Here is a 22,042-nt window from a genome sequence, read left to right on the forward strand (position 1 = left end):
CATGGCACAGACCACGCCCCGCCGGCCCCGTCCCATGGACATGCGTCCGCTGATCGCAACGCTGCCGACCGGGCGCGACCCAGCATCGGTCCGCATCCGCCTGGAAGCGATGGAGCGCGTGATGGAGGGGCTGTTCACGCTGCCCGGCACCAATCGCAAGGTGGGCATGGACGTGTTGCTCGACCTCGTGCCCGTCGTCGGGACGACGATCGCGGCGCTGATCGGGTCGTGGCTGGTCTGGGAAGCGCGCAACCTCGGCATGTCGAAGCTGCAGATGGCGCGGATGTTCGGCAATGTCGGGATCGACTGGGCGCTGGGCCTCATCCCCTTCGTCGGCGCAGTGCCCGACTTCTTCTTCCGATCGAACACGCGCAACCTGCGGATCATCCTCAAGCATCTGGACCGTCATCACCCGGCGACGGCGACGATCATCGGCTGACCGCCGGGCCGGTGCGTACCGGCCCGGACGGCGACGAAATCAGCGCATGCCGCGCCAGATCTTCACGCTGGCGTTAGGTGCCAGTCCGCCCTGGTGCGCCGGACAGCGCTGATAGCGGAACGTCTTGTCGAGGCAGAGCCAGATTTCGTCCAGCCAGCCGCGACGGTTCGCGGTGATCCGCATCATGTCGGCGGTGAGGCCGGGATTGGCATCCGCCACCGCCTGCGCCAGCTTGCCCGCGGTCAGCGGACGGCGGGACAGCGCGTTCATGTCAGGATAGCGCAGCTTCGCGTACAGGCCGGTCGACTGCGCGAAATAGCGCTCCGGCGTATAGCCCGACATGCAGGTGCCGTGCTTCGACCATTCGTGCTGGAGCAGCTGCGCCGACGGCGTCGAGCAGATGTTCTGCTGGATCACCTCTCGCGACAGCAGCGGTGTCGCCTGGCAATATTGCGGCCAGTCCTTGCCCACGCCATCCGGCCACAGGCCGTGCAGCGTGAAGCCGAAGCGATTGCCGTTGCCGCACTGGAAACGGGCCGAGGCGTCGCGCGCATGCTCGTGGCAGAATTGCGGAGCCCAGGTGATCGCCAGCGTATAGCCGCCGATCGGCAGCAGCCGCTGCGGCTGGCGGGCGTCGGCCAGATCGGGGCGCGGCCGATCGATCTGGGTCGGGGCCGAGCAGCGATAGCTTTGCGCCTGAGCCGCGGCCGGCACCGCGATCGCCGTGGCGGCGAGCAGAAGTCGGCCGATCATACGCGCGGCGCCTCGATATCGTCGGGGTCGCGCCCCTCGCCCAGCCATTCCTTGGCGTCCGGCTTGAACAGCATCACTGCGGCGGCGATGTAGAGGATGTTGGCCACGAGCCCGAGCACGACCTGGATGGTGACCGGCACACGCCCCATCGCCAGCATGAACAGCGCCGAGGCTATGCCGAACGCGCCGAGAGCAGCGAATACGACCTGGATCCACTTGGCCACGACGCTGGGCCGGCGGACGATGAAGAACCAGAGCAGTACGGCGATAATCAGGCCGATCACTTGCGTTACCGGCACGATCCAGCTGGCGCCGGCGAGGACCGGATTGGCGGCAATCAGCGCCTGCGAGGTCTTCCAGTTGAGGGCGGTGTTGATCAGGCCGAGGATGACCGAGGCCCAGTAGAATTGTTCGAAACGCGCGATCGACGGTGGTTTGATCATGGGTGCCCCCAAGCAGAACAGATGCGCGGCAGCCTAGCCGCGCAGCGGCGCCGTGCAAGCCGCCACGATCACAGCAGCGCGAAATCCAGCCCGATATCCGCCGCCGGCGCCGACTGGGTCAGCCGCCCCACCGAAATATAGGTCACGCCCGTTTCCGCGATGGCGCGGATCGTGTCGAGACGGACGCCGCCCGACGCCTCGGTCGGCACGCGGCCGCCGATCATCGCCACCGCCTGGCGCAGCATATCGGGGGCCATATTGTCGAGCAGCAGATGCGTCGCACCCCCGTCCAGCGCAGGCGCGATCTGGTCGAGCGAGTCGACCTCGACGATGATCCGCTCGATCCCGGCTGCGACTGCACGCTGCACCGCCGCGGCGATGCCGCCCGCGACCGCGACGTGATTGTCCTTGATCATCGCCGCATCCCACAGACCCATGCGATGGTTCTGCGCCCCGCCAACGCGCGTGGCGTATTTTTCGAGCCGGCGCAGCCCCGGGATCGTCTTGCGCGTATCGAGCAGGGTCGCGCCCGTACCCGCGATCGCATCGACGTACTGACGGGTCAGCGTGGCGATGCCGGACAGATGCTGTACGGTGTTGAGCGCCGAGCGTTCGGCGGTCAGCATCGCACGCGCCGATCCCTCGATCCGCATCAGGTCCGTGCCGGCCGGCACACGATCGCCATCGGCCGCGAGCGGCGTGATCACCGCCTGCGGATCGAGCGCGCGAAAAAAGCCCTCTGCCAGCGCCAGCCCCGCGACCACGATCGGCTCGCGCGTGTCCATCACGCCGGCGAAGCGCGCCTCTGCCGGGATCACCGCGGCAGAGGTGATATCGCCCGCCTCCCCCAAGTCCTCCGCCAGGGTGGCGGCGATGAAGGCGTCGGTGTCGAAGCCGTCCAGACGGAAGCGCATGGCTGGATCATCCTATTGGGGGGCCGAAAGGAAAAAGCGGCGATCACATGTGACGGGGACGGGAGGGCGACAGATGGATGACGATGCTGACGAGGCCGAATTGCGCCGGTTACTTGCGGCTGCTTTGGCCTTGGCCGATACGCTGGAGCTGACGATGGTGGCGATCCACCTCGGTGCCGCGCACGAACTTCTCGGCGCGTCGACCCCGACATCGTCGCGCTGACGCGTCAGTCCCCCGTGACGGGAACCGGCGCCACCGGTGCCGGCCCCAGATCGCCCTTGCCCACGCTGGTCGAGGCGAGCGCCAGCATGGCATCCAGGCTCTTCTTCGCCTTGATCCGCAGCCCTTCCTCGATCTCGATGCGCGGCGTGAGGTCACGCAGGGCGATATACAGCTTTTCCAGTGTGTTGAGCGCCATGTACGGGCAGATGTTGCAGTTGCAATTGCCGTCCGCACCCGGCGCACCGATGAAGCGCTTGGTCGGCATCGCCTTTTCCATCTGGTGAATGATGTGCGGCTCGGTCGCGACGATCAGCGTGTCGCCGGGCATCGCATTGGCATATTCCAGGATGCCGCGCGTCGAACCGACGTAATCGGCGTGATCCAGGATCACCGCGGGGCATTCGGGGTGCGCCGCGACGGGGGCGCCGGGATATTCCGCCTTGAGCTTCAGCAGCTCGGTCTCGCTGAATGCCTCATGCACGATGCACACGCCCGGCCAGAGCAATAGCTCGCGCCCGGTCTTGCGCTGGAGGTAGCCGCCGAGATTGCGGTCGGGGCCGAAGATGATCTTCTGATCGCGCGGCAATTGGGCGAGGATCGTTTCCGCGGATGAGGAGGTGACGATGATGTCGCTGAGCGCCTTCACCTCGGTCGAGCAGTTGATGTACGTCAGCGCGATGTGATCGGGATGCGCGGCGCGGAAGGCAGCGAATTGTTCGGGCGGGCAGCTGTCTTCCAGGCTGCACCCGGCATCCATGTCGGGCAGCACGACCGTCTTGTCGGGGCTGAGGATCTTCGCGGTTTCGGCCATGAAGCGCACGCCGCAAAAGGCGATGACGTCGGCATCGGTCGCCTGTGCCTTGCGGCTGAGGTCGAGGCTGTCACCGACGAAATCGGCCAGGTCCTGCAACTCGGGCTTTTGATAGTAATGCGCGAGGATGACGGCGTTGCGCTCCTTGCGGAGGCGGTCGATCTCGGCGCGCAGGTCCAGCCCTGCCAGATTGGTCGTCAGTTCCATGACACCCCCGTTAGGCGATACCCACGCCGGGCTCAACGCCGGGCCTCACTCTGCGTTGCCAAGAACTTCCTGCAATGACCGGCTGGTGTCCCAACGCTCGCCGGATGGCGTCGGATCGTCGGCAAAGCGCACCTTCACCTGCGCGTCGATCCCGGCCGCGCGCAGCGGCATGGCGAAGCTGGTCTCCACCGCCCGGCGCGTCGCATCGCGAGCGAGCTTCATCGGTGCGGCGTCGCGCGCCTGCCGCACCAGTTCGGCCTGACCGGCCCGCCGGTTGGCCGTATCGAGTCGCGCCTCGGCATCAGTGACGTGCGACAGGATGCCGCCGCTGCCATATTCGCGCAGCTGCGCCAGATCGATCTGCGGCCCGTCGATCTCCACCGGCGGCAGGCGCACCGACAGCGTCTTGGTGCCAGCGTCCCAAATGACGTCGGAGGGCGTCAGCTTGGCGAGGTCCACTTCGTAGCGGACGGTGCCCGGCATGATCAGCGTCTTCTCGGTCGAAAGGCCAAGCTGCGACTGGCGCGAGGTCGATACCGCGACGAAGCGCGCCGCAAAGGCCGACAGCCGGTTCTGTTCGCGCAATCCCTGCAGGCTGGCGCTGGCGACCGTGGTGGGATCGGGCGCGAGCCGCCGTTCGACATATCGCTGGATCGCCCACAGGCCGAGCAGCACGGCGAGCGCCAGCAGGACGATGACGCCCGCGGCCTTGCCCAGGAACGATCCGATCGATCCGCGGGCCGGCGGCGTTGCAGGATCGATCACGCGCGGATCCGCCATGTGTCTCCTTCCTCCTCCACCAGTGCGCGATCGCGCAGGTCGTACAGATGCGCGAGCACTGATCGCTCCGCCGCGCCGAGCAGCCGCGGGTCGAGCCCGACGTACATGCGCGCGGTCATCGCCGGGATGGCCATCGGGGCTTCGCGGAGCAGGCGCAGGATTTGCCCCTCGCGCTGCTTGCGATGGCCGAGCATTCCGCGCACCAGCCGCTGCGGATTGTCCACCGCCTCGCCATGACCGGGATAATAGACGCGATCGTCGCGACCCATCAGCTTGTCGAGGCTCGCCATATAGTCGCCCATATCGCCATCGGGCGGCGAGACGACGCTGGTCGCCCAGCCCATTACATGGTCGCCCGAAAACAGCGCGCCGCTTTCGGGCAGCGCATAGGCGAGATGGTTGGAGGTATGGCCGGGCGTCGCGATAGCGCGCAATGTCCAGCCGTCGCCGCTGACGGTGTCGCCCTCCTCCAGCACGCGATCGGGCGCGTAATCGGCGTCGAAGGCGGCGTCCAAAGGCAGGGCTTCGTCCGCGACATGGTAAGCGCGCGGGCCGACGATGGGTGCGCCGGTGGTCGCGGCGAGCGGTCGGCTGGCGGGGCTGTGATCGCGATGGTGATGCGTGATGACGATCGCCGTCACCGGCCGGCCGGCGACGACATCCAGCAGGGCGGCGATATGCGCGGGATCGTCGGGGCCTGGATCGATGATCGCGAGATCGGTGGTGCCGACGACGTGCGTCTGCGTGCCGCTATAGGTGTAGGGCGAGGCATTGGGCGCGAGCACGCGCGTGACGAGCGGCTCGAGCTGGATCGGGATTCCGGTCGGATGCGCGGGCATTGTCCATCGATGTGGCGTGCGGTGGCCCCGGGCGCAAGCAAAACCTCCCCACGCGGGACCGTGCGCGGGGAGGTTCGAGGCCGGTATCGGATCGGGACGTCAGTCCTTACCGATATCCGCCATCTCGTTGCGCAGCTCGACCAGCGCGTCGTCGATATCCTTCAGGGCGGAGGCACGGTCGGCGGGCGGGATGCTGGCGTTGTTGGCGATGCTGGCGCGCGTCGCGGTGACACTGGCAAGTGCTGTCTGCAGCGCGTCGCGCTTGTAGTGAAGCATCACACCCGCCTTGGCAGTGGCATAGGCACCGGCCGCTGCAGCGGACGCCGATGCCGCCTCGATGCGATTGTTGCACACGATCATCGCGCGCTTGCCGTTCCTGACCGTCTGGATCACGAACTTGCGCGGGTTGCCATCGACGCCGTCGGTGCAGTTGCGCGACGTCACCTCGGGCGTGTTCGCCTGCGCGTCGGCCACCATCTTCTCGATCGCGGCGTCATCGAAATGGCCGTTCATGTCGGAGGTGAAGGTCGCCGTCTTGCCGTCTTTCTCCGTCTTAATCACGACGCGGCGCGCCTTTGCGGGAACGGCGGGAACGGGCGGTGCGGCAGGCGCGTCGGGCGCCTCGAGAGCCGGAGGAGGCGCCGGCACGGCCGCGATCGCCGCCACGTCGGGCGCGGTAGCGGGTGCCGGGTGCGCGGGCGCGACGGGAGGGGCCGGCGGTGCTGGCGGCTGGGCTTGCAGGTCGACGCCGATCGTATCACCCACCTTGCCGCTGATCGCCTTGGCAGCACTGGTGCCCGAGGCGGTGAGGCCAAGGCCGGTAAGGACGACGGCGGACATCAGCACGCCCCCGGTCGCGAGACGCCGACGCGAACGCGGCATGGTGGTCAGCATACGGATCCTCCCTTTCAGATCGTCGATGGTGTGCAGGTGGCAGGCGGCCGACACGGCCCCGCCGTGCGCCGCCTTCACGATGGCGCAGGCATAGGCGTGACGGTCGATGGCGGAGCGGCCTGCGAGCACGCGGGCGTCGTTGGCCAGCTCCTGATCGGCGCGGAAGGCGCGGAAGGCGCGCCAGGCGACGGGATTGAACCAGTGGAGCGCGAGCACCGCCAGGGCGATCCAGTTGGCGATCAGATCGCCGCGCTGGTGGTGGCCGATCTCATGCTCCAGCGCGAGTTCGCGCTCGTCGGCATCGTAGCGATCGGCGAAATCGAGCGGGAAGGCGACGTAGCGGCGGAGCACACCGAAGGCGAGCGGCCCGGGCGCCGCGTCGCTGGCGATGACACGCACGCCGCGCATCTCCTCCACGTGAGCCGCAGTGCCGAGCAGGCGCCGACAGAAGCGCGTATGGCTGGTGAGATGCCATAGCAGGAAGCCGAGCGCGCCCACGCCCCACAGCAGCGCCAGCGTTCCACCGACGATCGGGCCCCAGGCGATCGGCGCACCTTCGGCCATCGGCGCGACGGCGGGCGCGACCGCGGTGGCGCCCTGCCCCACGACCATGATCGTGATCGTCTCGCTCGCCTGGCTGAGCGGGGTGGCTGCCGCCTGCCGCAGGCCGGCCGGCAAGGGCGGCAGTAGCAGGCGGAGCAGTGGCAAGGCCCACAGCGCATAGGCAATCTGCGGTCCGAATGCCTCGCGAACCGGACGGCGGATCAGCAACGCCAGCCCCATCAATAGCGTGGAAGCGGCCAGCGCCTCGATAAGCCAGCCGAGGAACGGCGCGCCGGGCAGCAGCGCGCTCATTGTTTCAGGTCCTTCAGCAGCGCCTCGATCTCGGCGATATCCTGCGCGCTCAACTCATCGCGCTCGGCGAGGTGGGCGACGAGCGGGGTCAGCTTGCCACCGAACAGACGGTCGATCAGCCGCTTCGATTCGCCCGACACGTAATCGTCGCGCGCGACGATCGGGCGGTAGAGATACCGGCGGCCATCCTCCTGGTGCGCGATTGCGGATTTGGCGAGCAGCCGGCCGAGCAGTGTCTTGACCGTATTGGCGCTCCAGCCCCGCGCCGGATCGACCCGCTCCGCCACGTCCTGCGCGGTGAGAGGCGATTCGTCCCACAGGACCTCCATCACCGCATGCTCGGCATCGCTGATTCGTTCGGCCACGGTTACGCTCCTCTATCGACTACAGCTGTGATCGCTCCGATTACGAGCGTAGTCAATAGGGCATGTGGCGGTTCCAAACCGCGAGCGGCGCCGGCGTGTGGCCGTTGTCGAAGAATTTTACAGCTGCGCCAGCGAGCCTCGCAGCGTTAACCACCCAAGTGTAGCCATTCCCGTTGGTTGGTACGATTGGCACGCCGGATGCTTATGTCAGGGCAGCCGAGCGTTCGACGCTTCAGCAGGGTGGGCCAGCCGCGGGACCGTATCACGCACCGGCCCACCCGCACCCGGCCGATTTGCCATGCGAGGCCGATCCTCCCTCAGCGGATCGCCAGACCGCGAGCCAACCAAGCGCACAACAGCCACAAAAAACAGAAAGGCGGACGCCATACGGCGCCCGCCCGATGCCCGATCTCGCCGGGCAGGCATCGAAGCCCGCGCTTACTGCGCGGCGGCTTCGCCCTTCAGCAGCGTCGCCAGTTCGCCGCTTTCGTACATTTCCATCATGATGTCCGACCCGCCGATGAACTCGCCGCCGGCATAGAGCTGCGGGATCGTCGGCCAATCGGAATAGGCCTTGATGCCCTGACGGATGGCCTGGTCCTGCAGCACATCGACGCTTTCGTAGCTGACGCCGAGATGGTCGAGGATCGCCACCGCACGGCTGGAAAAGCCGCACTGCGTGAACAGCGGGCTGCCCTTCATGAACAGCACCACCGCATTGTTCTTAACGACGGCGTCGATGCGGGCGTGGGTATCGTCGGTCATGGTCTCTATCCTCAGGCTGCTGCGGTTTTGAGTTGCAGCGCATGGAGTTCGCCGCCCATCCGGCCGCCGAGCGCCGCGTACACCGCCTGATGCTGCTGGCGCAGCGGCAGGCCCGCGAAGCTCGCCGACACGACGCGTGCGGCATAATGGTCTCCGTCGCCGGCAAGATCGGTGATCTCGACCTCGGCATCGGGAATGGCGGCGCGGATCAGCGCGGCGATATCGTCAGCGGCCATCGGCATCGCGGTGCTTACTCCGGCTGCATCAGCTGGCGACGCGCTTCGATCGCCTTGTCGGCGAGCGCGCGGCGCACGGTGGCATCGTCGGTTTCGACACGCGCGGCGGTGAGGTCGCCCAGCAACTTGCGCACGACGTCTTCATCGCCCGCTTCCTCGAAATCCGCCTGGACGACCGACTTCGCATAGGAGTCCGTTTCCTCCGGCGTCAAACCCATCAGCTCCGCGGCCCACTGGCCCAGCAGACGGTTGCGGCGCGCGGTGATGCGAAACGCCATTTCCTCGGCGCGGGCGAACTGCCCCTCAAATGCCTTTTCCCGATCGTCGAACATCGTCATCGCGGCCATTTCCCCCGGGGCGGTCTGTTTCGGTCTCCACATAGGAGCGGGTGACCGCCCGCGCAACGCACGCGGCTGTGCCGCACGATCAGCTCTCACGACGGGGCGTGCAAAATAAGTAAAACGTAACGCCTACGTTATGGAACCGTTAAGCGGGTTATGAGATATTGAATATAGGGTACGACGCAAAGATCGACCCGCTGGAGAAGGACAATGACCAACGCGCCTCTCACCGCCGGCACGCATTCCGGCACTCACGACCACCGCGCCACGCCGCTGACCGGCGTGATGATCGGCACGGGGATCTCGCTGTTTTTGTGGGCGATGATCCTGGCTGTCGTATTCGCGGTACGCTAACCGCCCCGCCCGGTGGCCGAGGTCAACCGACCTCGACCACCAGTTTGCCGATCGCCCCGCGTGCGGCCATCTTGGCGATCGCATCGCCACCCCGTTCGAACGCAAAGGTTTCCGTGACGCGCGGCGCGATGCGCCCCTCCCGCCACAAACGGAACAGCGTGTCGACATGCGCAGCATTCGCCTGCGGATCGCGTGCGGCGAACGCGCCCCAGAACACGCCGCAGACATCGCAACTCTTCAGCAGCGTGAGATTGAGCGGCAGCTTCGGAATACCCGCCGGGAAACCGACGACCAGATAGCGCCCCTCCCAGGCGATCGAACGCAGAGCCGGCTCGGCATAGTCACCGCCCACCGGATCGTAGATCACATCGAAGCCGCCGCGGCCGCCCGCCGCCTTGAACTGTTCGGCGAGCGCCTTGGACTGCTCCTTGTCGAACGGCGCGCGGCCATAGATGATTGTCTCGTCGGCGCCCGCAGCCTTGGCGGCCGCCGCCTTCTCCTCCGACGACACCGCCGCGACGACCCGCGCACCATAGGCCTTGCCCAGCTCGATCGCCGCGAGGCCGACACCACCCGCCGCGCCAAGCACGAGCAGCGACTGCCCTTCCGCTAGGCGCCCGCGGTCAAGCAGCGCATGGATGGTGGTGGCGTAGGTGAGGATCAGCGCCGCGCCCTCGGCGAAGCTGCGGTCTTCGGGCAAACGGTAGAGGCGCTGCGGCTCGGTGGCGATCTTGCTCGCAAGGCCGCCGTGGCCGATCACGCCCATCACGCGATCGCCGACCTGCCAGTCGGTGACGCCCTCGCCCAGCGCCTCGATGACACCGGCGATCTCACCACCGGGTGCAAACGGGCGCTGCGGCTTGAACTGATATTTGTCCTCGATGATCAGGACGTCGGGATAGTTGATCGCGCAGGCCTTCACCGCGACCAGGACCTGCCCCTTGGCAGGTACTGGATCGGGCGATTCCGTCAGCTCTAGAGTTTCAGGTCCGCCCGGCGCCGTCGACAGCAATGCTCGCATACCCGCTCCTACTCCCGATCCAGGGGCGGCTCTGCTCGACCGCACCTTCGAATTTCGAAATCGCGGTATCTCTTGCCAGTGTCAGACCGACTTCGTCCAGCCCCTCCATCAGGCAACGGCGACGAAACGGGTCGAGTTCGAAGGTGAAGCGATCCTGATACGGGGTCGTGACCGTCATCGTCTCGAGATCGACGGTAATCGGCTGCTCCTTCGCCACCTCGACGAGCCGGTCGACCGCCTCTTGGGGGAGGACGACGGGGACGATGCCGTTCTTGAAGGCGTTGCCCGAAAAGATGTCGGAGAAACTGGGCGCGATGACGGCTTTTACGCCCATGTCGGCGAGCGCCCAGGCGGCGTGTTCGCGGCTCGATCCGCAGCCGAAATTGTCGCCGGCGATCAGGATCGGCGCGCCGGCATAGCGGGGATCGTCGAAGACGTTACCCGGCTGCGCGCGTATCGTTTCGAACGCACCCCGGCCCAGTCCGGAGCGCGTGATGGTCTTGAGCCAATGCGCCGGGATGATGATGTCGGTGTCGATATTCTTGGCACCCCAGGGATAGGCGGTGCCACTGACGGTCGTGACGGGCTGCATCGGCGTCAGCGCTGGGTCGCGGCCGGATGGGTGAGCACACGCGCACCGGCGACATAGGCGGCCACACCGCTCATCATCGCGCCGGCAACGAGCAACACCAGAACCTTCTTCATCATCGTCCTCCCATCACATCGCGCACATCGGCGAGCCGTCCCGTCACCGCGGCAGCAGCCGCCATTGCCGGCGACAACAAATGAGTCCGCGCGCCAGGTCCTTGACGTCCCACGAAATTTCTATTGGAGGTCGAGGCACAGCGCTCGCCCGCCGGCACCTTGTCCGGGTTCATCGCGAGGCACATCGAACAGCCCGGCTCGCGCCATTCGAAGCCCGCCGAGACGAACACGCGGTCGAGGCCCTCCGCCTCCGCCTGTCGCTTGACCAGCCCCGATCCGGGGACGACCATCGCGCGCACGCCATCCGCGACGCGGCGTCCATCCGCCACCGCCGCGGCGGCGCGCAGATCCTCGATCCGGCTGTTGGTGCAGCTGCCGATGAAGACGTGCTGGATCGCGACGTCCTGCATCGCGGTGCCCGGCGTCAGGCCCATATAGTCGAGGCTGCGTCGCGCCGCCTCGCGCTTGGCGGGATCGGCGAAGCTGTCGGGTTCGGGGACAACGCCGGTGATCGGCACGACATCCTCGGGGCTCGTACCCCAGGTGAGCGACGGTGCGATCTCACTGGCCTGCAGGGTGACGCTCTTGTCGTAGCACGCGCCGGCATCGGTCGCGAGGCTGCGCCACCAGGCCACCGCCCGATCCCACTCGTCGCCCTTTGGCGCCATCGGCCGGCCCTTCAGATAGGCGAAGGTCGTGTCGTCCGGCGCGACGAGGCCGGCACGCGCACCGCCCTCAATCGACATATTGGCGAGCGTCATCCGCCCCTCAATCGACATATCGCGCACGACGTCGCCGGTATATTCAAAGACATTGCCGGTGCCGCCCGCCGCGCCGACGCGGCCCATGATCGCGAGGATCACGTCCTTGGGGCTGACGCCATAGCCGAGCGTGCCGTCGACGCGGACCTCCATCGTCTTCGACGGGCTGAGCAGCAGCGTCTGCGTGGCGAGGACATGCTCGACCTCGCTGGTCCCGATCCCGAAGGCGAGCGCGCCGAGCGCCCCGTGCGTCGATGTGTGGCTGTCGCCGCAGACGAGCGTCGTGCCCGGCAGCGTGAAGCCCAGTTCCGGCCCAACGACATGGACGATGCCCTGCTCCGCCGCGGTCGCATCGATATAGTCGACGCCGAACTCCGCGGTGTTGCGGCGGAGCGCGTCGAGCTGCTGCGCGCTTTCGGGATCGGCGATCGGGATCAGGCGCCCGCTGGCATCGACGCGCGGCGTCGTCGGCAGATTGTGGTCGGGCACCGCCAACGTCAGCTCGGGGCGACGGACGCGGCGCCCGGCGGCGCGCAGCCCCTCGAACGCCTGCGGGCTGGTGACCTCGTGGACGAGGTGGCGGTCGATGTAGATCAGGCACGTGCCATCGTCGCGCGTTTCGACGACGTGCGCGTTCCAGATCTTTTCGTACAGGGTCTGTGGTCGGGATGCCATGATGGCGCTCCCGTTAACCGAAACGATGCGTCGGCGAAAGGCTGTGCGACAGATTATTGCCGGACCGATCGCCTATTTACGATGGTCCGCCGTTATCGTCCCGCAGGCGCGAATATCCTGCCTCATGCGCCTGCTCACGCCAGTTCTCTGTCAGCGCCACCGCTTCCCAGCGAAGGACGTCGGGATGCGCCAGGATCGTAGCGACCCAGCGCTGCGCCGCCTTCCCCACGTCGATGCCATAGGTGCGGGCACGGAAGGCGACAGGCGCGTAGAAGGCATCAACCGCGGTGAAGGCACCGCCAGCCAGCCATGGTCCGCCGAAGCGAGCAAGCCCCTCGCCCCAGAGCTCGGCAATCCGCGCGACATCGCGCGCCAGAGCGGCAGAGCCCGGGTTGAGATCGGCACGCACCCCGACGTTCATCGTCCGTTCGTTGCGCAACGCCGCGAACCCGCCATGAATCTCCGCGACCGCGCTCTGCGCCCAGGCGCGCGCATCCTCGTGCGCCGGCCAGATACCATCGTGCCGATCGGCGAGATACATCACGATACCCAGCGAGTCCCAGATCGTTCGGTCACCGTCGATCAGGACGGGCACCTGACCGGTCGGCGAGAAGGCGCGGAACGCCTGCCAATTATCGGCCTGCGCGAAGGGTTCGATCCGATCCTCGAACGGAATGCCAAGCGCCGTCATCAACAGCCAGGGCCGCAGCGACCAGCTGGAATAATTGCGGTTGGCGGTGATCAACGAGTAGCTCATTTCACCCTCCCCGTCCCCAATATCCGATCCAGGAACGCGAGGCTGTCGTGCAGCACCGGGGCCTTGCCGCGGAACGGCACCGAGAGCGCCATGACGACGTCCTCGTGGCTGAGGCCACTATAGTCGCGCAGTTCCACCGGCGAACCCGCTGCCTTCAGCCTCTGCGCCAATGCGATGGCGTTGCGCGGCTTCACCTGCGTGTCGGCGCTGCCCGTCACCAGCAGCATCGGTGGCAATCCGGGGCGGGCATAGCGGATCGGCTGCGTCGCGGGGCCGTCAACTACGCCAGCGAAAGCGTCGATCGATCGTTTCGAATCGAACGGGAAGAAGTCGTACGGGCCGCACAGCCCCACCACCGCCTTGATCGTATCGGGCGCCAGCCCGACGTCGCGCAGCCAGCGTGGGTCGATCGCCAGCATCACCGCATTATAGGCGCCGGCCGAATGGCCCGCGACCGCGATCCGCCCCGCATCGCCGCCATACTCCGCGACATGGTCATGCACCCAGCGCAGCGCATCGGCGCCGTCCTGAACGAAAGCCGGGAAGCGCACGCCCGGGACCTTGCGATAATCGGGCACCACCACGACGAACCCTGCCCTGGCGAAGGCCCGCGCGGCGAAGGCATAGGCGGCGCGGTCGCCATTCACCCAGCCGCCGCCATAGATGAAGATCACGACGGGCCGCCGGCTCGCTGCCCCGGTGGGTCGCCATACGTCGAGCGTCTGCCCGTGCGACCCGAACGGCACGCCGTCCGCGACCCGCTCGACCCCGCGGCCACCGCCCATCACGCCATCGGCTATACTCAGCCATCGCGGCCCGGACACGGTCGCGTAGAGGATGCCGACGATCAGCCCGATCAACCCGATCCCGATCAGCCAGCGCATCGTCCCTCCTCAGGCGTCCTTGCGCAGCGTGCCGATCGTTACAGCGCCACCTGATAGGCGGCCGTCGTCTTCGCCGCGACCTCGTCGGCAGTCACGCCGGGTGCGAGTTCGACCAGCCGGAAGCGCGAATCGTGATCGGGCCGCCGGAAGACGGCGAGGTCGGTGACGATCATGTCGACGACGTTCTTGCCCGTCAGCGGCAGCGTGCAGGCGGGAATGAACTTCGGGCTGCCATCCTTGGCATTGTGATCCATCACGACGATGATCTGCTTGACGCCGGCGACGAGGTCCATCGCGCCGCCCATGCCCTTGATCATCTTGCCGGGGATCATCCAGTTGGCGATGTCGCCGCCCTCGCTGACCTCCATTGCACCCAGAACGGTCAGGTCGATATGCCCGCCGCGGATCATCGCGAAGCTCTGTTCGCTGCCGAAATAGGCGCTTTGCGGCAGCTCGCTGATCGTCTGCTTGCCGGCGTTGATCAGATCGGGATCGACCTCGTCGTCATAGGGGAACGGCCCGATGCCGAGCATGCCGTTCTCGCTCTGCAGCGTCACGGTCATGCCGGCGGGGATGTTGTTCGCGACCAGCGTCGGGATGCCGATTCCGAGGTTGACGTAATAGCCGTCACGCAGTTCCTGCGCGGCGCGCGCCGCCATCTGATTGCGGTCCCAAGCCATTAATGCACATCCCTGTTGGCGGTGATGGAGATCGGATCGGTCGTGGGCGCAGCGCGCTCGGCATCCAGCCCTTCCCAGATGCGCGCGAGCGCTGCCTCCTCGTCGATGTTCACCGCACGGGCATAGGCCCTGGCGGCGTGGCGGACGCAATCGACCATGGCGAGGCCGAAGGCGAACGGATCCGGCCCGATCGGCACCGGATTGACGAAGCAAGTGACGGGGCCGTCCTGCTTGGCCCAGACGCGCAGGAATTCGGCGCTGCCGCCGATCATGTCGGCGTAGCGATCGAGGTTCATCGGAACGGGCTTGTCGCTCATCGCGCGCCCCCGTCGACCCAGCGCTTGTCGGCCGGGAAGACCTCGTCGAAGCCGCCCTTCAACCCGGTGCCGTAGACGGGATTGGGCAGGACGAACCAGCCATTGCCCCACATCTCGCCGATCGCGCCCGCGTCGGTGGCGCGACGACGGTCCGCCGGAGAGGCGATCGCACCGAACAGGTCGCTGAAATCGCCGAGCTGATCGCCCGCCATCGCGACGACGCAATAGCGCTGGGCAATGGCGGCGCGGCGCGCGTCCTTGCCGTTGATGCCCTGGCGCAGGAACAGATTGTCCCCCGGCGTGAAGTCGCCGAGACCGGCGGCCTTCAGCGTGGCGACCGTGCCCGGCGCGGTGGAGGCATCGCGATTGGTGTTGATGATGATCGCGATGTTCGCGGCGCGCAGCGCGGCGAAGGCCTCGATCGCGCCGGGAGCCGCCACGACGGCCTTCGCGCCCGTCCGCTCCCATCGCGCCCATTGAGCGGCATCGAAGGGGGCGGCGGGATCGCGTGCCGCCAGCGCCTCGACGCCGAGATTGAGGATCACGGTTTCGTCCGCGTCGAACACGGCCGCGCGCGGCTTGCCGGCGCAGGCGGTCCAGCTTGGCGTAGCGAGCGTGGCATTGGGCGCGAGGACGACGCTATCGCCTGCCGCCTTGCGATAGGTGGCGTAGGAAACGAGCGCGCGGAACGCCTGCCGGCTGAGCGCCAGTGCTTCGCCCGAGCCGTAAAGGAACTGGAACTGCGGCGGGACGACGGCTGTATCGGCGCCGACGGCAGCGCCCGGCGCAGGCAAAGCCTTCAGCCGGGTGATCTGCACGACCTTGCCGTCGGCGGTGTAGGTCTGCCCCGGCGCGGGCAGCGTCGCCACCCGTTCGCCGCGCCCGCCACAGGCCGTCAGCAGCGCCGTGGTGGCTAGCGCGAGGACCAGGCGGCGCATCATGCGCTCTCCCGCTCGCGGACGGTGCGGAACTCGATCTTCTTGTCGTAAGGGCTGCCGACGATCATCCGCTTCACGTAGATGCCGGGCAGATGGATGTGATCGGGGTCGAGGCTGCCGACCGGCACGACCTCTTCGACCTCGGCGACGCAAATCTTGCCGGCGGTCGCCATCGGCTGATTGAAGTTGCGGGCCGTCTTGCGGAAGATGAGGTTGCCGCTTTCGTCCGCTTTCCAGCCCTTGATGATGCTAAGGTCGGCGCGGATGCCGCGTTCGAGGATGTAATCCTGACCGTCGAAGGTCTTCACCTCCTTGCCCTCGGCCACCAGCGTGCCGACACCGGTTTTGGTGTAGAAGCCGGGGATGCCCGCGCCCCCTGCCCGGCAGCGTTCGGCGAGCGTGCCCTGCGGACAGAACTCCACCTCCAGCTCGCCGGAGAGATACTGGCGTTCGAACTCCTTGTTCTCGCCGACGTAGCTAGAGATCATCTTCTTGACCTGGCGGCTGCGCAGCAGCTTGCCGAGGCCTTCGCCATCGATGCCCGCGTTATTGCTGGCGATCGTCAGATCCTTGACGCCCGAGGCTTGGATCGCGTCAATCAGCCGTTCGGGAATGCCGCACAGGCCGAAGCCGCCTGCACAGATCGTCATGCCGTCATGCAGCAGGCCTTCGAGGGCCGCGGCGGCATCGGGATAGAGCTTCTTCAACGCCTCTCTCCTGTCGTTGCCGCGGCGATAGCGGGGCCGACGGCGCGGGGTCAAGCAAACCTGAATGAGGTTTCAGGTTTGTTGTGGGGGCCGTCACCCCGGCTTGCCCCGGGGTCCCGCTTCTTCCTCTTAGCCAGGGCAAAAGCGGGACCCCGGCTCTTCGGCCGGGGTGGCGTGAACAGGTTTACTTCAGCGCCGCTTGCGCCGCTGCGAGGCGGGCGATCGGCACGCGATAGGGGCTGGCCGAGACGTAATCGAGGCCGACCTTTTCGCAGAAGGCGATGCTCGCCGGGTCGCCGCCGTGTTCGCCGCAGATGCCGAGCTTGATGCCGGGGCGCGTTTTCCGCCCGCGCTCCGCCGCCAATTCGACCAGCTCACCGACGCCATCGACGTCGAGGCTGACGAACGGGTCCTTGGCGTAGATGCCCTTTTCGACATAGGCGCCGAGGAAGCGCGCGGCGTCGTCGCGGCTGACGCCGAGCGTCGTCTGCGTAAGGTCGTTGGTGCCGAAGGAGAAGAATTCGCCCGTTTCGGCGATCTCGCCTGCCTTCAGCGCGGCACGCGGCAATTCGATCATCGTTCCAACAAGATAGTCGATGGTCTTGCCACGTTCTGCGAACACGGCCTGCGCCGCCTGATCGACCACCGCCTTCATCAGATCGAGTTCGCGCTTGGTGGCGACGAGCGGGATCATGACCTCGGGGATCGGCGCGGCGCCGGACTTGTCAGCGACATCGAGCGCGGCTTCGAAGATCGCGCGCGCCTGCGTTTCGTAGATTTCGGGATAGGTGACGCCCAACCGGCAGCCGCGATGGCCGAGCATCGGGTTGAATTCGTGCAGCTCGGCGGCGCGGCGCTTGAGCACCTCCACATCGACGTCGGCCGCTGCGGCGACCTCGGCGAACTCGTTTTCCTCGTGCGGCAGGAATTCATGCAGCGGCGGATCGAGCAGGCGCACCGTCACCGGCAGGCCGGCCATCACCTCGAAGATTGCGGTGAAGTCGCTGCGCTGTGCGGGGAGCAGCTTGGCGAGCGCGGCACGGCGACCGGCTTCGCTGTCGGCGAGGATCATCTGGCGCACAGCGGTGATGCGATCCGCGTCGAAGAACATATGTTCGGTGCGGCACAGGCCGACGCCTTCCGCGCCGAAATCGCGCGCGGTCTGGCAGTCGAGCGGGGTTTCGGCATTGGCGCGCACCTTCAGGCGGCGCACCCCGTCGGCCCATTCCATCAGCGTGCCGAAGTCGCCGGCAAGCTCGGGCTGCACGGTCGCGACCGCGCCGAACATCACCTCGCCACTGGCGCCGTCGATCGTGATGACGTCGCCTTCGCGGATCTCACGCCCCGCGACCTTCATCACCTTGTCCTTGGCCGAGATCGACAGCGATCCGGCGCCCGAGACGCAGGGCCGGCCCATGCCGCGCGCGACGACCGCGGCGTGGCTGGTCATGCCGCCGCGGGCGGTGAGGATGCCCTCCGCGGCGTGCATGCCGTGGATATCCTCCGGGCTGGTTTCGACGCGAACGAGGATGACCTTGTCGCCCGCCGCCTTGCGCTTTTCGGCGGTGTCGGCGTCGAACACGACCGCGCCCGAAGCGGCACCCGGCGAGGCGGGCAGGCCCTTGGCGATCACGTCGCGCGGGGCGTCGGGGTCGAGCGTCGGGTGGAGCAATTGGTCGAGCGCCATCGGATCGACGCGCAGGATCGCCTCTTCCCGCGTGATGAGCCCTTCGCTCGCCATGTCGACCGCGATCTTCAGCGCGGCCTTGGCGGTGCGCTTGCCCGAGCGGGTCTGGAGCATCCAGAGCTTGGCCTGTTCGACCGTGAACTCGATGTCCTGCATGTCGCGGTAATGCTTTTCGAGCCGGTCGAAGACCGCCGCCAGCTCGGCATACACCTCCGGCATCGCCTCTTCCATCGAGGCGGGCTTGGCGCCGGCCTCTTCGCGGGCGGTCCTGGTGAGATATTGCGGCGTGCGGATGCCGGCGACGACGTCCTCACCCTGCGCGTTGATCAGGAATTCGCCGTAATAAGCGTTCGCGCCGGTCGAGGGATCGCGGGTGAAGGCGACGCCGGTGGCGGACGTGTCGCCCATGTTGCCGAAGACCATCGCCTGGACGTTGACCGCGGTGCCCCAGTCGGCGGGGATGTCGTTGAGGCGGCGATAGACCTTGGCGCGTTCCGACTGCCACGATCCGAACACCGCGCCCACCGCGCCCCACAATTGGTCATGCACGTCCTGCGGGAAGGGCTTGCCCCATTCCTTCTCGACCAGGCTCTTATATTCGGCGACCAACGTCTTGAGATCGCTAGCGGTCAGCTCGGTATCGAGCGTGAAGCCGTTGTCTTCCTTGGCGATCTCCAGCGCTTCCTCGAACGCGCCATGGTCGAGTTCGAGCACGACGTCCGCGTACATCTGGATGAAGCGGCGATAGCTGTCCCAAGCGAAGCGTTCGTCGCCGGACTTGATCGCAAGGCCCTCGACGGTCGTGTCGTTGAGACCGAGGTTGAGGACGGTGTCCATCATACCGGGCATCGAGACGCGCGCACCGGAGCGGACGGACACGAGCAAAGGATTTGACGCGTCGCCGAAGCTCTTGCCCGTAACCCCTTCGATATGGGCGATACCCTGCGCCACTTCGTCCCGCAGCGATTGGGGGAATTGCTCGCCCTCTTCGTAATAGCGCGTACACATGGCGGTGCTGATCGTGAAGCCGGGGGGCACGGGCAGGCCGATCGACGCCATTTCGGCAAGGTTCGCGCCCTTGCCGCCGAGCAGGTTCTTGTCGCCCTTTCCGCCGTCCGAAACTCCGCCACCGAAACGGTACACGTATTGGGTCATCGCTGGTCCTTAAGAGCTGACGTGTTGGCCTGATCCCCGGGGAGGAAAGAGCATACCGAACGTTCGGAAGTGGACGATGTGGAATAGGCGTGGGGGTTTGGTTTTTACCCCTCGATTTTCGAAAAGTCGGCGACGGTGTGGACCGCCGCGCGGACGCGGGCGAGCAGCGCGAGGCGCGCGGTGCGCTTCGCCGGATCGGCATCGTTGACGGTCACATTGTCAAAGAACGCATCGATCGGCGCGCGCAGCGATGCGAGGGCCGCCATCGCGCGCTCGAAATCTTCCGCCTCCACCGCAGCCGCGGCGGCGGGTTCGGCCGAGTCGAGCGCGGCGATCAGATCAGCCTCTGCCTTTTCGGGCGTGTAGGACAGCGTTTTCGGATTCCCCTCGGTATCCGGGGTGTACGCTTCCTTCTTGAGGATGTTCGCGGCGCGCTTGTAGCCGGCGAGCAGGTTGGCGCCGTCGTCGGTGATGACGAAAGCTTGCAACGCGTGAACGCGGGCGAGCAGGCGGACGAGGTCGTCCTCGCCGCCGAGCGCGAACACGGCGTCGATCAGGTCGTGACGGACGCCGGCTTCGCGCTGCTGGACCTTGAGGCGGTCGGCGAAGAAGTCAATTGTAATGAGAAAAATGCGTCGCAGCTCACCTCTGACCATGCGACCTTCGATATCAACTCGCGCTGACATTGTACGAGACAAGTCCGCAACGGTTTCATCGTCGAGTACCAAACCGGTCTTGTTATTCACCAGATCAAGGAGTTGATCGGTGCGTATGCCCGCATCGGATTGGTAACGCTGAAAAACATTCCTCAGCGCTTCACCGATCACTGACTGCAAGGAAAGCCTGAGCCCTCCTGCCACAATCAACTGAATGATCCCAATGGCTGATCTGCGAAGGGCGAACGGGTCCTTGGAGCCAGTTGGCAGCATCTCCTGGCTGAAAAAGCTTGTTATGGTATCCAGCTTGTCCGCCAGCGACACCGCGACCGTAACCGGTGCAGTCGGCACGTCGTCGCCCTGCCCGACCGGCTTGTAGTGGTCGCGGATGGCGTCGGCGACTTCGCGGGGTTCGCCTTGGGCGGCGGCGTAATAGCCGCCCATCAGGCCCTGGAGTTCGGGGAATTCGCCGACCATGCCGGTGACGAGGTCCGCCTTGGCGAGGCGTGCGGCGCGTTCGGCCATGTCGGCGAGGGACATTCCCTCTCCCCCTGTGGGAGAGGGAGGGAGCGCCGTAGGCGCGGAAGGGTGAGGGGGAGTTTGGGGCGCGACAGTTGCCGCGTCCCCCTCACCCTTCCCACTCGCTGACGCGAGCGGGCCCCTTCCCTCTCCCACGAGGGGAGAGGGAGATTGGATGATACCCTCTTCGACCAACCACCTTGCCAGCTTGGCGACGCGGTCGACCTTGTCCGCCACCGTGCCGAGCTTTTCGTGGAAGACGATGTTCGAGAGCTTTGCGGCCTGTTCCTCGAGCGGGGTCTTCAAATCGGTGTCGTAGAAGAAGCGCGCGTCCGACAGGCGGGCGGCGAGGACCTTGCGGTTGCCCTCGACGATCTTGGCGCCGCCGTCGGTCGCTTCAATATTGGCGGTGCAGACAAAGGCGTTGGCGAGCGCGCCGTCCGCCGAACGACAGACGAAATACTTCTGGTTCACGCGCGCGGTGAGCTGGATCACCTCGGGCGGCACGCTGAGGAAGTCGGCGTCGAAACGGCCGAGCAGCGGCACGGGCCATTCGGTGAGGCCGGCGTTTTCGGCGACGAGGCCTTCGTCTTCGACGAGGGTCAGGCCCGCATCGGCGGCGAGCGCGGTGGCTTGGGTGCGGATCAGCGCGCAGCGTTCGTCCTGATCGACGATGACGTGGCAGGCGCGCAGCTTTTCGACGTAATCCGCGGCCGAGCCGATGGTGATCTGGCCCGGGTGGTGGAAGCGGTGGCCGTAGGTGGCGACGCCCGAACGGATGCCGGCGATCTCGACCTCCACAAGGGTTTCGCCGAGCAGCGCGACGATACCGTGCAGCGGGCGGACCCAGCGCAGCGATTCGGTCGAGGCGGAGGCAGCGCCCCAGCGCATCGACTTCGGCCAGGGGAAGGCGCGGACGATCGCGGGGATCGCCTCGGCGAGGACGGCGGCGGTGGCGCGGCCGGGCTTTTCGGTGATGGCGTAGAGGACGCCGTCCCGCTCGGTCAGCTGGTCACGCGTCAGGCCCGTCTTACGCAGGAAGCCGGCGAGCGCCTGTTCGGGGGCGTTGGCCTTGGGACCCTTCAGCTCTTCGCTGACCGCCTGCGTTTCGGTCGGCAGGCCACGCGCGATCAGCGCGAGGCGGCGCGGCGTGGCGTAGGTGACGGTTTCGGTGGCGGCGAGGCCGGCCTTGGCGAGTTCGGCAGCGAACAGGCGGGCGAGATCCTCCCGCGTCTTGTCCTGCATGCGCGCGGGGATTTCTTCGGAGCGGAGTTCGAGGAGGAAGTCGGTCATTGGGCGGCGCCGAAGAAGAGGTTTGATTCACGCGAAGACGCGAAGACGCGAAGAGGATTTGGTTCGCG

At 66.8% G+C, this 22,042-nt stretch carries 24 protein-coding genes and 1 pseudogene; 3 read left to right on the forward strand and 22 right to left on the reverse strand.

The window, feature by feature from the left end; genetic code table 11:
* Window positions 1-34 precede the first annotated feature (34 nt).
* The gene (locus ACP7A3_RS19685) at window positions 35-439 is read left to right on the forward strand and encodes a DUF4112 domain-containing protein (RefSeq protein WP_426256959.1); all 405 of its coding nucleotides are present in this window, start codon (window positions 35-37) and stop codon (window positions 437-439) included.
* A gap of 39 nt (window positions 440-478) precedes the next feature.
* Here the strand turns inward: ACP7A3_RS19685 and ACP7A3_RS19690 are convergent, their stop codons facing one another.
* The 3 genes from ACP7A3_RS19690 to nadC form a co-directional block, all read right to left on the reverse strand.
* Complete coding sequence (locus ACP7A3_RS19690) at window positions 479-1,192, reverse strand: ribonuclease T2 family protein (RefSeq protein ID WP_426256958.1); 714 nt, start codon at window positions 1,190-1,192, stop codon at window positions 479-481.
* Window positions 1,189-1,635, reverse strand: a complete 447-nt coding sequence (locus ACP7A3_RS19695) for a hypothetical protein (RefSeq protein ID WP_017978339.1) — start codon at window positions 1,633-1,635, stop codon at window positions 1,189-1,191. Before ACP7A3_RS19695 ends, ACP7A3_RS19690 begins: the two co-directional genes overlap by 4 nt.
* A gap of 68 nt (window positions 1,636-1,703) precedes the next feature.
* Window positions 1,704-2,549 carry a carboxylating nicotinate-nucleotide diphosphorylase gene (nadC, locus tag ACP7A3_RS19700; protein ID WP_426256957.1) on the reverse strand — a complete coding sequence of 282 codons (846 nt, stop codon included), beginning with the start codon at window positions 2,547-2,549 and terminating at the stop codon, window positions 1,704-1,706.
* Between the two features lie 73 nt (window positions 2,550-2,622).
* Between nadC and ACP7A3_RS19705 the strand changes: the two genes are divergently transcribed.
* On the forward strand, window positions 2,623-2,772 hold the full coding sequence (locus tag ACP7A3_RS19705; RefSeq protein ID WP_167509710.1) for a hypothetical protein: 150 nt from the start codon (window positions 2,623-2,625) through the stop codon (window positions 2,770-2,772).
* Between the two features lie 4 nt (window positions 2,773-2,776).
* Here ACP7A3_RS19705 and nadA read toward each other — a convergent pair whose 3' ends face one another.
* From nadA to ACP7A3_RS19745, 8 genes are all read right to left on the reverse strand, one after another.
* Window positions 2,777-3,790, reverse strand: coding sequence for a quinolinate synthase NadA (nadA, locus tag ACP7A3_RS19710; protein ID WP_294316079.1), 1,014 nt, complete (start codon window positions 3,788-3,790; stop codon window positions 2,777-2,779).
* A 45-nt stretch (window positions 3,791-3,835) separates the two neighbouring features.
* Window positions 3,836-4,570, reverse strand: coding sequence for a DUF4230 domain-containing protein (locus tag ACP7A3_RS19715; RefSeq protein ID WP_018251083.1), 735 nt, complete (start codon window positions 4,568-4,570; stop codon window positions 3,836-3,838).
* Complete coding sequence (locus ACP7A3_RS19720; protein WP_426256956.1) at window positions 4,552-5,409, reverse strand: MBL fold metallo-hydrolase; 858 nt, start codon at window positions 5,407-5,409, stop codon at window positions 4,552-4,554. Before ACP7A3_RS19720 ends, ACP7A3_RS19715 begins: the two co-directional genes overlap by 19 nt.
* A 99-nt stretch (window positions 5,410-5,508) precedes the next feature.
* On the reverse strand, window positions 5,509-7,158 hold the full coding sequence (locus tag ACP7A3_RS19725) for a M56 family metallopeptidase (protein ID WP_426256955.1): 1,650 nt from the start codon (window positions 7,156-7,158) through the stop codon (window positions 5,509-5,511).
* Complete coding sequence (locus ACP7A3_RS19730) at window positions 7,155-7,523, reverse strand: BlaI/MecI/CopY family transcriptional regulator (protein WP_017978332.1); 369 nt, start codon at window positions 7,521-7,523, stop codon at window positions 7,155-7,157. The genes ACP7A3_RS19725 and ACP7A3_RS19730 overlap by 4 nt, the downstream gene beginning before the upstream one ends.
* A 438-nt stretch (window positions 7,524-7,961) precedes the next feature.
* Entirely contained in the window at window positions 7,962-8,288 is a 327-nt protein-coding gene (gene grxD / locus ACP7A3_RS19735) for a Grx4 family monothiol glutaredoxin (RefSeq protein ID WP_426256954.1), read from the reverse strand.
* Between the two features lie 11 nt (window positions 8,289-8,299).
* Window positions 8,300-8,530 carry a BolA family protein gene (locus tag ACP7A3_RS19740; RefSeq protein WP_020486447.1) on the reverse strand — a complete coding sequence of 77 codons (231 nt, stop codon included), beginning with the start codon at window positions 8,528-8,530 and terminating at the stop codon, window positions 8,300-8,302.
* An 8-nt stretch (window positions 8,531-8,538) separates the two neighbouring features.
* Window positions 8,539-8,862, reverse strand: a complete 324-nt coding sequence (locus ACP7A3_RS19745; protein ID WP_426256953.1) for a DUF1476 domain-containing protein — start codon at window positions 8,860-8,862, stop codon at window positions 8,539-8,541.
* Between the two features lie 213 nt (window positions 8,863-9,075).
* On the opposite strand from ACP7A3_RS19745, the gene ACP7A3_RS19750 reads away from it, so the two are divergent.
* The gene (locus tag ACP7A3_RS19750) at window positions 9,076-9,219 is read left to right on the forward strand and encodes a hypothetical protein (protein WP_017978328.1); all 144 of its coding nucleotides are present in this window, start codon (window positions 9,076-9,078) and stop codon (window positions 9,217-9,219) included.
* Window positions 9,220-9,241: 22 nt separating this feature from the next.
* Here ACP7A3_RS19750 and ACP7A3_RS19755 read toward each other — a convergent pair whose 3' ends face one another.
* The 11 genes and pseudogenes from ACP7A3_RS19755 to glyS all read right to left on the reverse strand — a co-directional run bounded on the left by ACP7A3_RS19755 (window position 9,242) and on the right by glyS (window position 21,974).
* The gene (locus tag ACP7A3_RS19755; protein WP_426256952.1) at window positions 9,242-10,240 is read right to left on the reverse strand and encodes an NADPH:quinone oxidoreductase family protein; all 999 of its coding nucleotides are present in this window, start codon (window positions 10,238-10,240) and stop codon (window positions 9,242-9,244) included.
* Window positions 10,203-10,832, reverse strand: coding sequence for a 3-isopropylmalate dehydratase small subunit (leuD, locus tag ACP7A3_RS19760; protein ID WP_426256951.1), 630 nt, complete (start codon window positions 10,830-10,832; stop codon window positions 10,203-10,205). Before leuD ends, ACP7A3_RS19755 begins: the two co-directional genes overlap by 38 nt.
* A gap of 112 nt (window positions 10,833-10,944) precedes the next feature.
* Window positions 10,945-12,381 (reverse strand): 3-isopropylmalate dehydratase large subunit, encoded by a 1,437-nt coding sequence (gene leuC / locus ACP7A3_RS19765; protein WP_426256950.1) that lies wholly within the window; start codon window positions 12,379-12,381, stop codon window positions 10,945-10,947.
* A gap of 72 nt (window positions 12,382-12,453) precedes the next feature.
* Window positions 12,454-13,138 (reverse strand): annotated as a pseudogene (locus ACP7A3_RS19770) (glutathione S-transferase family protein).
* Window positions 13,135-14,022: an alpha/beta hydrolase gene (locus ACP7A3_RS19775; RefSeq protein ID WP_426256949.1), complete on the reverse strand. Its 888-nt coding sequence runs from the start codon at window positions 14,020-14,022 to the stop codon at window positions 13,135-13,137. Before ACP7A3_RS19775 ends, ACP7A3_RS19770 begins: the two are co-directional and overlap by 4 nt.
* Before the next feature lie 38 nt (window positions 14,023-14,060).
* A complete protein-coding gene (locus ACP7A3_RS19780; protein ID WP_426256948.1) occupies window positions 14,061-14,702 on the reverse strand; it encodes a CoA transferase subunit B in 642 nt (213 codons plus the stop codon).
* Window positions 14,702-15,019, reverse strand: a complete 318-nt coding sequence (locus ACP7A3_RS19785) for a DUF5076 domain-containing protein (RefSeq protein WP_020486446.1) — start codon at window positions 15,017-15,019, stop codon at window positions 14,702-14,704. Before ACP7A3_RS19785 ends, ACP7A3_RS19780 begins: the two co-directional genes overlap by 1 nt.
* The gene (locus ACP7A3_RS19790; RefSeq protein WP_426256947.1) at window positions 15,016-15,960 is read right to left on the reverse strand and encodes an HAD family acid phosphatase; all 945 of its coding nucleotides are present in this window, start codon (window positions 15,958-15,960) and stop codon (window positions 15,016-15,018) included. The genes ACP7A3_RS19785 and ACP7A3_RS19790 overlap by 4 nt, the downstream gene beginning before the upstream one ends.
* Window positions 15,957-16,664: a CoA transferase subunit A gene (locus ACP7A3_RS19795; RefSeq protein ID WP_078462295.1), complete on the reverse strand. Its 708-nt coding sequence runs from the start codon at window positions 16,662-16,664 to the stop codon at window positions 15,957-15,959. The genes ACP7A3_RS19790 and ACP7A3_RS19795 overlap by 4 nt, the downstream gene beginning before the upstream one ends.
* 184 nt (window positions 16,665-16,848) lie before the next feature.
* Window positions 16,849-19,506: a pyruvate, phosphate dikinase gene (gene ppdK / locus ACP7A3_RS19800; protein ID WP_426256946.1), complete on the reverse strand. Its 2,658-nt coding sequence runs from the start codon at window positions 19,504-19,506 to the stop codon at window positions 16,849-16,851.
* A gap of 104 nt (window positions 19,507-19,610) precedes the next feature.
* Window positions 19,611-21,974, reverse strand: a complete 2,364-nt coding sequence (gene glyS / locus ACP7A3_RS19805; RefSeq protein ID WP_426256945.1) for a glycine--tRNA ligase subunit beta — start codon at window positions 21,972-21,974, stop codon at window positions 19,611-19,613.
* Between the last annotated feature and the right edge of the window lie 68 nt (window positions 21,975-22,042).

It is taken from the genome of Sphingomonas sp. DC5200-1, assembly GCF_049897245.1.
GTDB lineage: Bacteria > Pseudomonadota > Alphaproteobacteria > Sphingomonadales > Sphingomonadaceae > Sphingomonas > Sphingomonas aquatilis.

Excerpts from the sequence above, each read along its gene's own strand:
- ACP7A3_RS19685 (WP_426256959.1), top strand. The coding sequence starts at position 35 with ATGGACATGCGTCCGCTGATCGCAACGCTGCCGACCGGGCGCGACCCA.
- ACP7A3_RS19690 (WP_426256958.1), bottom strand. The coding sequence starts at position 1,192 with ATGATCGGCCGACTTCTGCTCGCCGCCACGGCGATCGCGGTGCCGGCC.
- ACP7A3_RS19695 (WP_017978339.1), bottom strand. The coding sequence starts at position 1,635 with ATGATCAAACCACCGTCGATCGCGCGTTTCGAACAATTCTACTGGGCC.
- nadC (WP_426256957.1), bottom strand. The coding sequence starts at position 2,549 with ATGCGCTTCCGTCTGGACGGCTTCGACACCGACGCCTTCATCGCCGCC.
- ACP7A3_RS19705 (WP_167509710.1), top strand. The coding sequence starts at position 2,623 with ATGGATGACGATGCTGACGAGGCCGAATTGCGCCGGTTACTTGCGGCT.
- nadA (WP_294316079.1), bottom strand. The coding sequence starts at position 3,790 with ATGGAACTGACGACCAATCTGGCAGGGCTGGACCTGCGCGCCGAGATC.
- ACP7A3_RS19715 (WP_018251083.1), bottom strand. The coding sequence starts at position 4,570 with ATGGCGGATCCGCGCGTGATCGATCCTGCAACGCCGCCGGCCCGCGGA.
- ACP7A3_RS19720 (WP_426256956.1), bottom strand. The coding sequence starts at position 5,409 with ATGCCCGCGCATCCGACCGGAATCCCGATCCAGCTCGAGCCGCTCGTC.
- ACP7A3_RS19725 (WP_426256955.1), bottom strand. The coding sequence starts at position 7,158 with ATGAGCGCGCTGCTGCCCGGCGCGCCGTTCCTCGGCTGGCTTATCGAG.
- grxD (WP_426256954.1), bottom strand. The coding sequence starts at position 8,288 with ATGACCGACGATACCCACGCCCGCATCGACGCCGTCGTTAAGAACAAT.
- ACP7A3_RS19740 (WP_020486447.1), bottom strand. The coding sequence starts at position 8,530 with ATGCCGATGGCCGCTGACGATATCGCCGCGCTGATCCGCGCCGCCATT.
- ACP7A3_RS19745 (WP_426256953.1), bottom strand. The coding sequence starts at position 8,862 with ATGACGATGTTCGACGATCGGGAAAAGGCATTTGAGGGGCAGTTCGCC.
- ACP7A3_RS19750 (WP_017978328.1), top strand. The coding sequence starts at position 9,076 with ATGACCAACGCGCCTCTCACCGCCGGCACGCATTCCGGCACTCACGAC.
- ACP7A3_RS19755 (WP_426256952.1), bottom strand. The coding sequence starts at position 10,240 with ATGCGAGCATTGCTGTCGACGGCGCCGGGCGGACCTGAAACTCTAGAG.
- leuD (WP_426256951.1), bottom strand. The coding sequence starts at position 10,832 with ATGCAGCCCGTCACGACCGTCAGTGGCACCGCCTATCCCTGGGGTGCC.
- leuC (WP_426256950.1), bottom strand. The coding sequence starts at position 12,381 with ATGGCATCCCGACCACAGACCCTGTACGAAAAGATCTGGAACGCGCAC.
- ACP7A3_RS19775 (WP_426256949.1), bottom strand. The coding sequence starts at position 14,022 with ATGCGCTGGCTGATCGGGATCGGGTTGATCGGGCTGATCGTCGGCATC.
- ACP7A3_RS19780 (WP_426256948.1), bottom strand. The coding sequence starts at position 14,702 with ATGGCTTGGGACCGCAATCAGATGGCGGCGCGCGCCGCGCAGGAACTG.
- ACP7A3_RS19785 (WP_020486446.1), bottom strand. The coding sequence starts at position 15,019 with ATGAGCGACAAGCCCGTTCCGATGAACCTCGATCGCTACGCCGACATG.
- ACP7A3_RS19790 (WP_426256947.1), bottom strand. The coding sequence starts at position 15,960 with ATGATGCGCCGCCTGGTCCTCGCGCTAGCCACCACGGCGCTGCTGACG.
- ppdK (WP_426256946.1), bottom strand. The coding sequence starts at position 19,506 with ATGACCCAATACGTGTACCGTTTCGGTGGCGGAGTTTCGGACGGCGGA.
- glyS (WP_426256945.1), bottom strand. The coding sequence starts at position 21,974 with ATGACCGACTTCCTCCTCGAACTCCGCTCCGAAGAAATCCCCGCGCGC.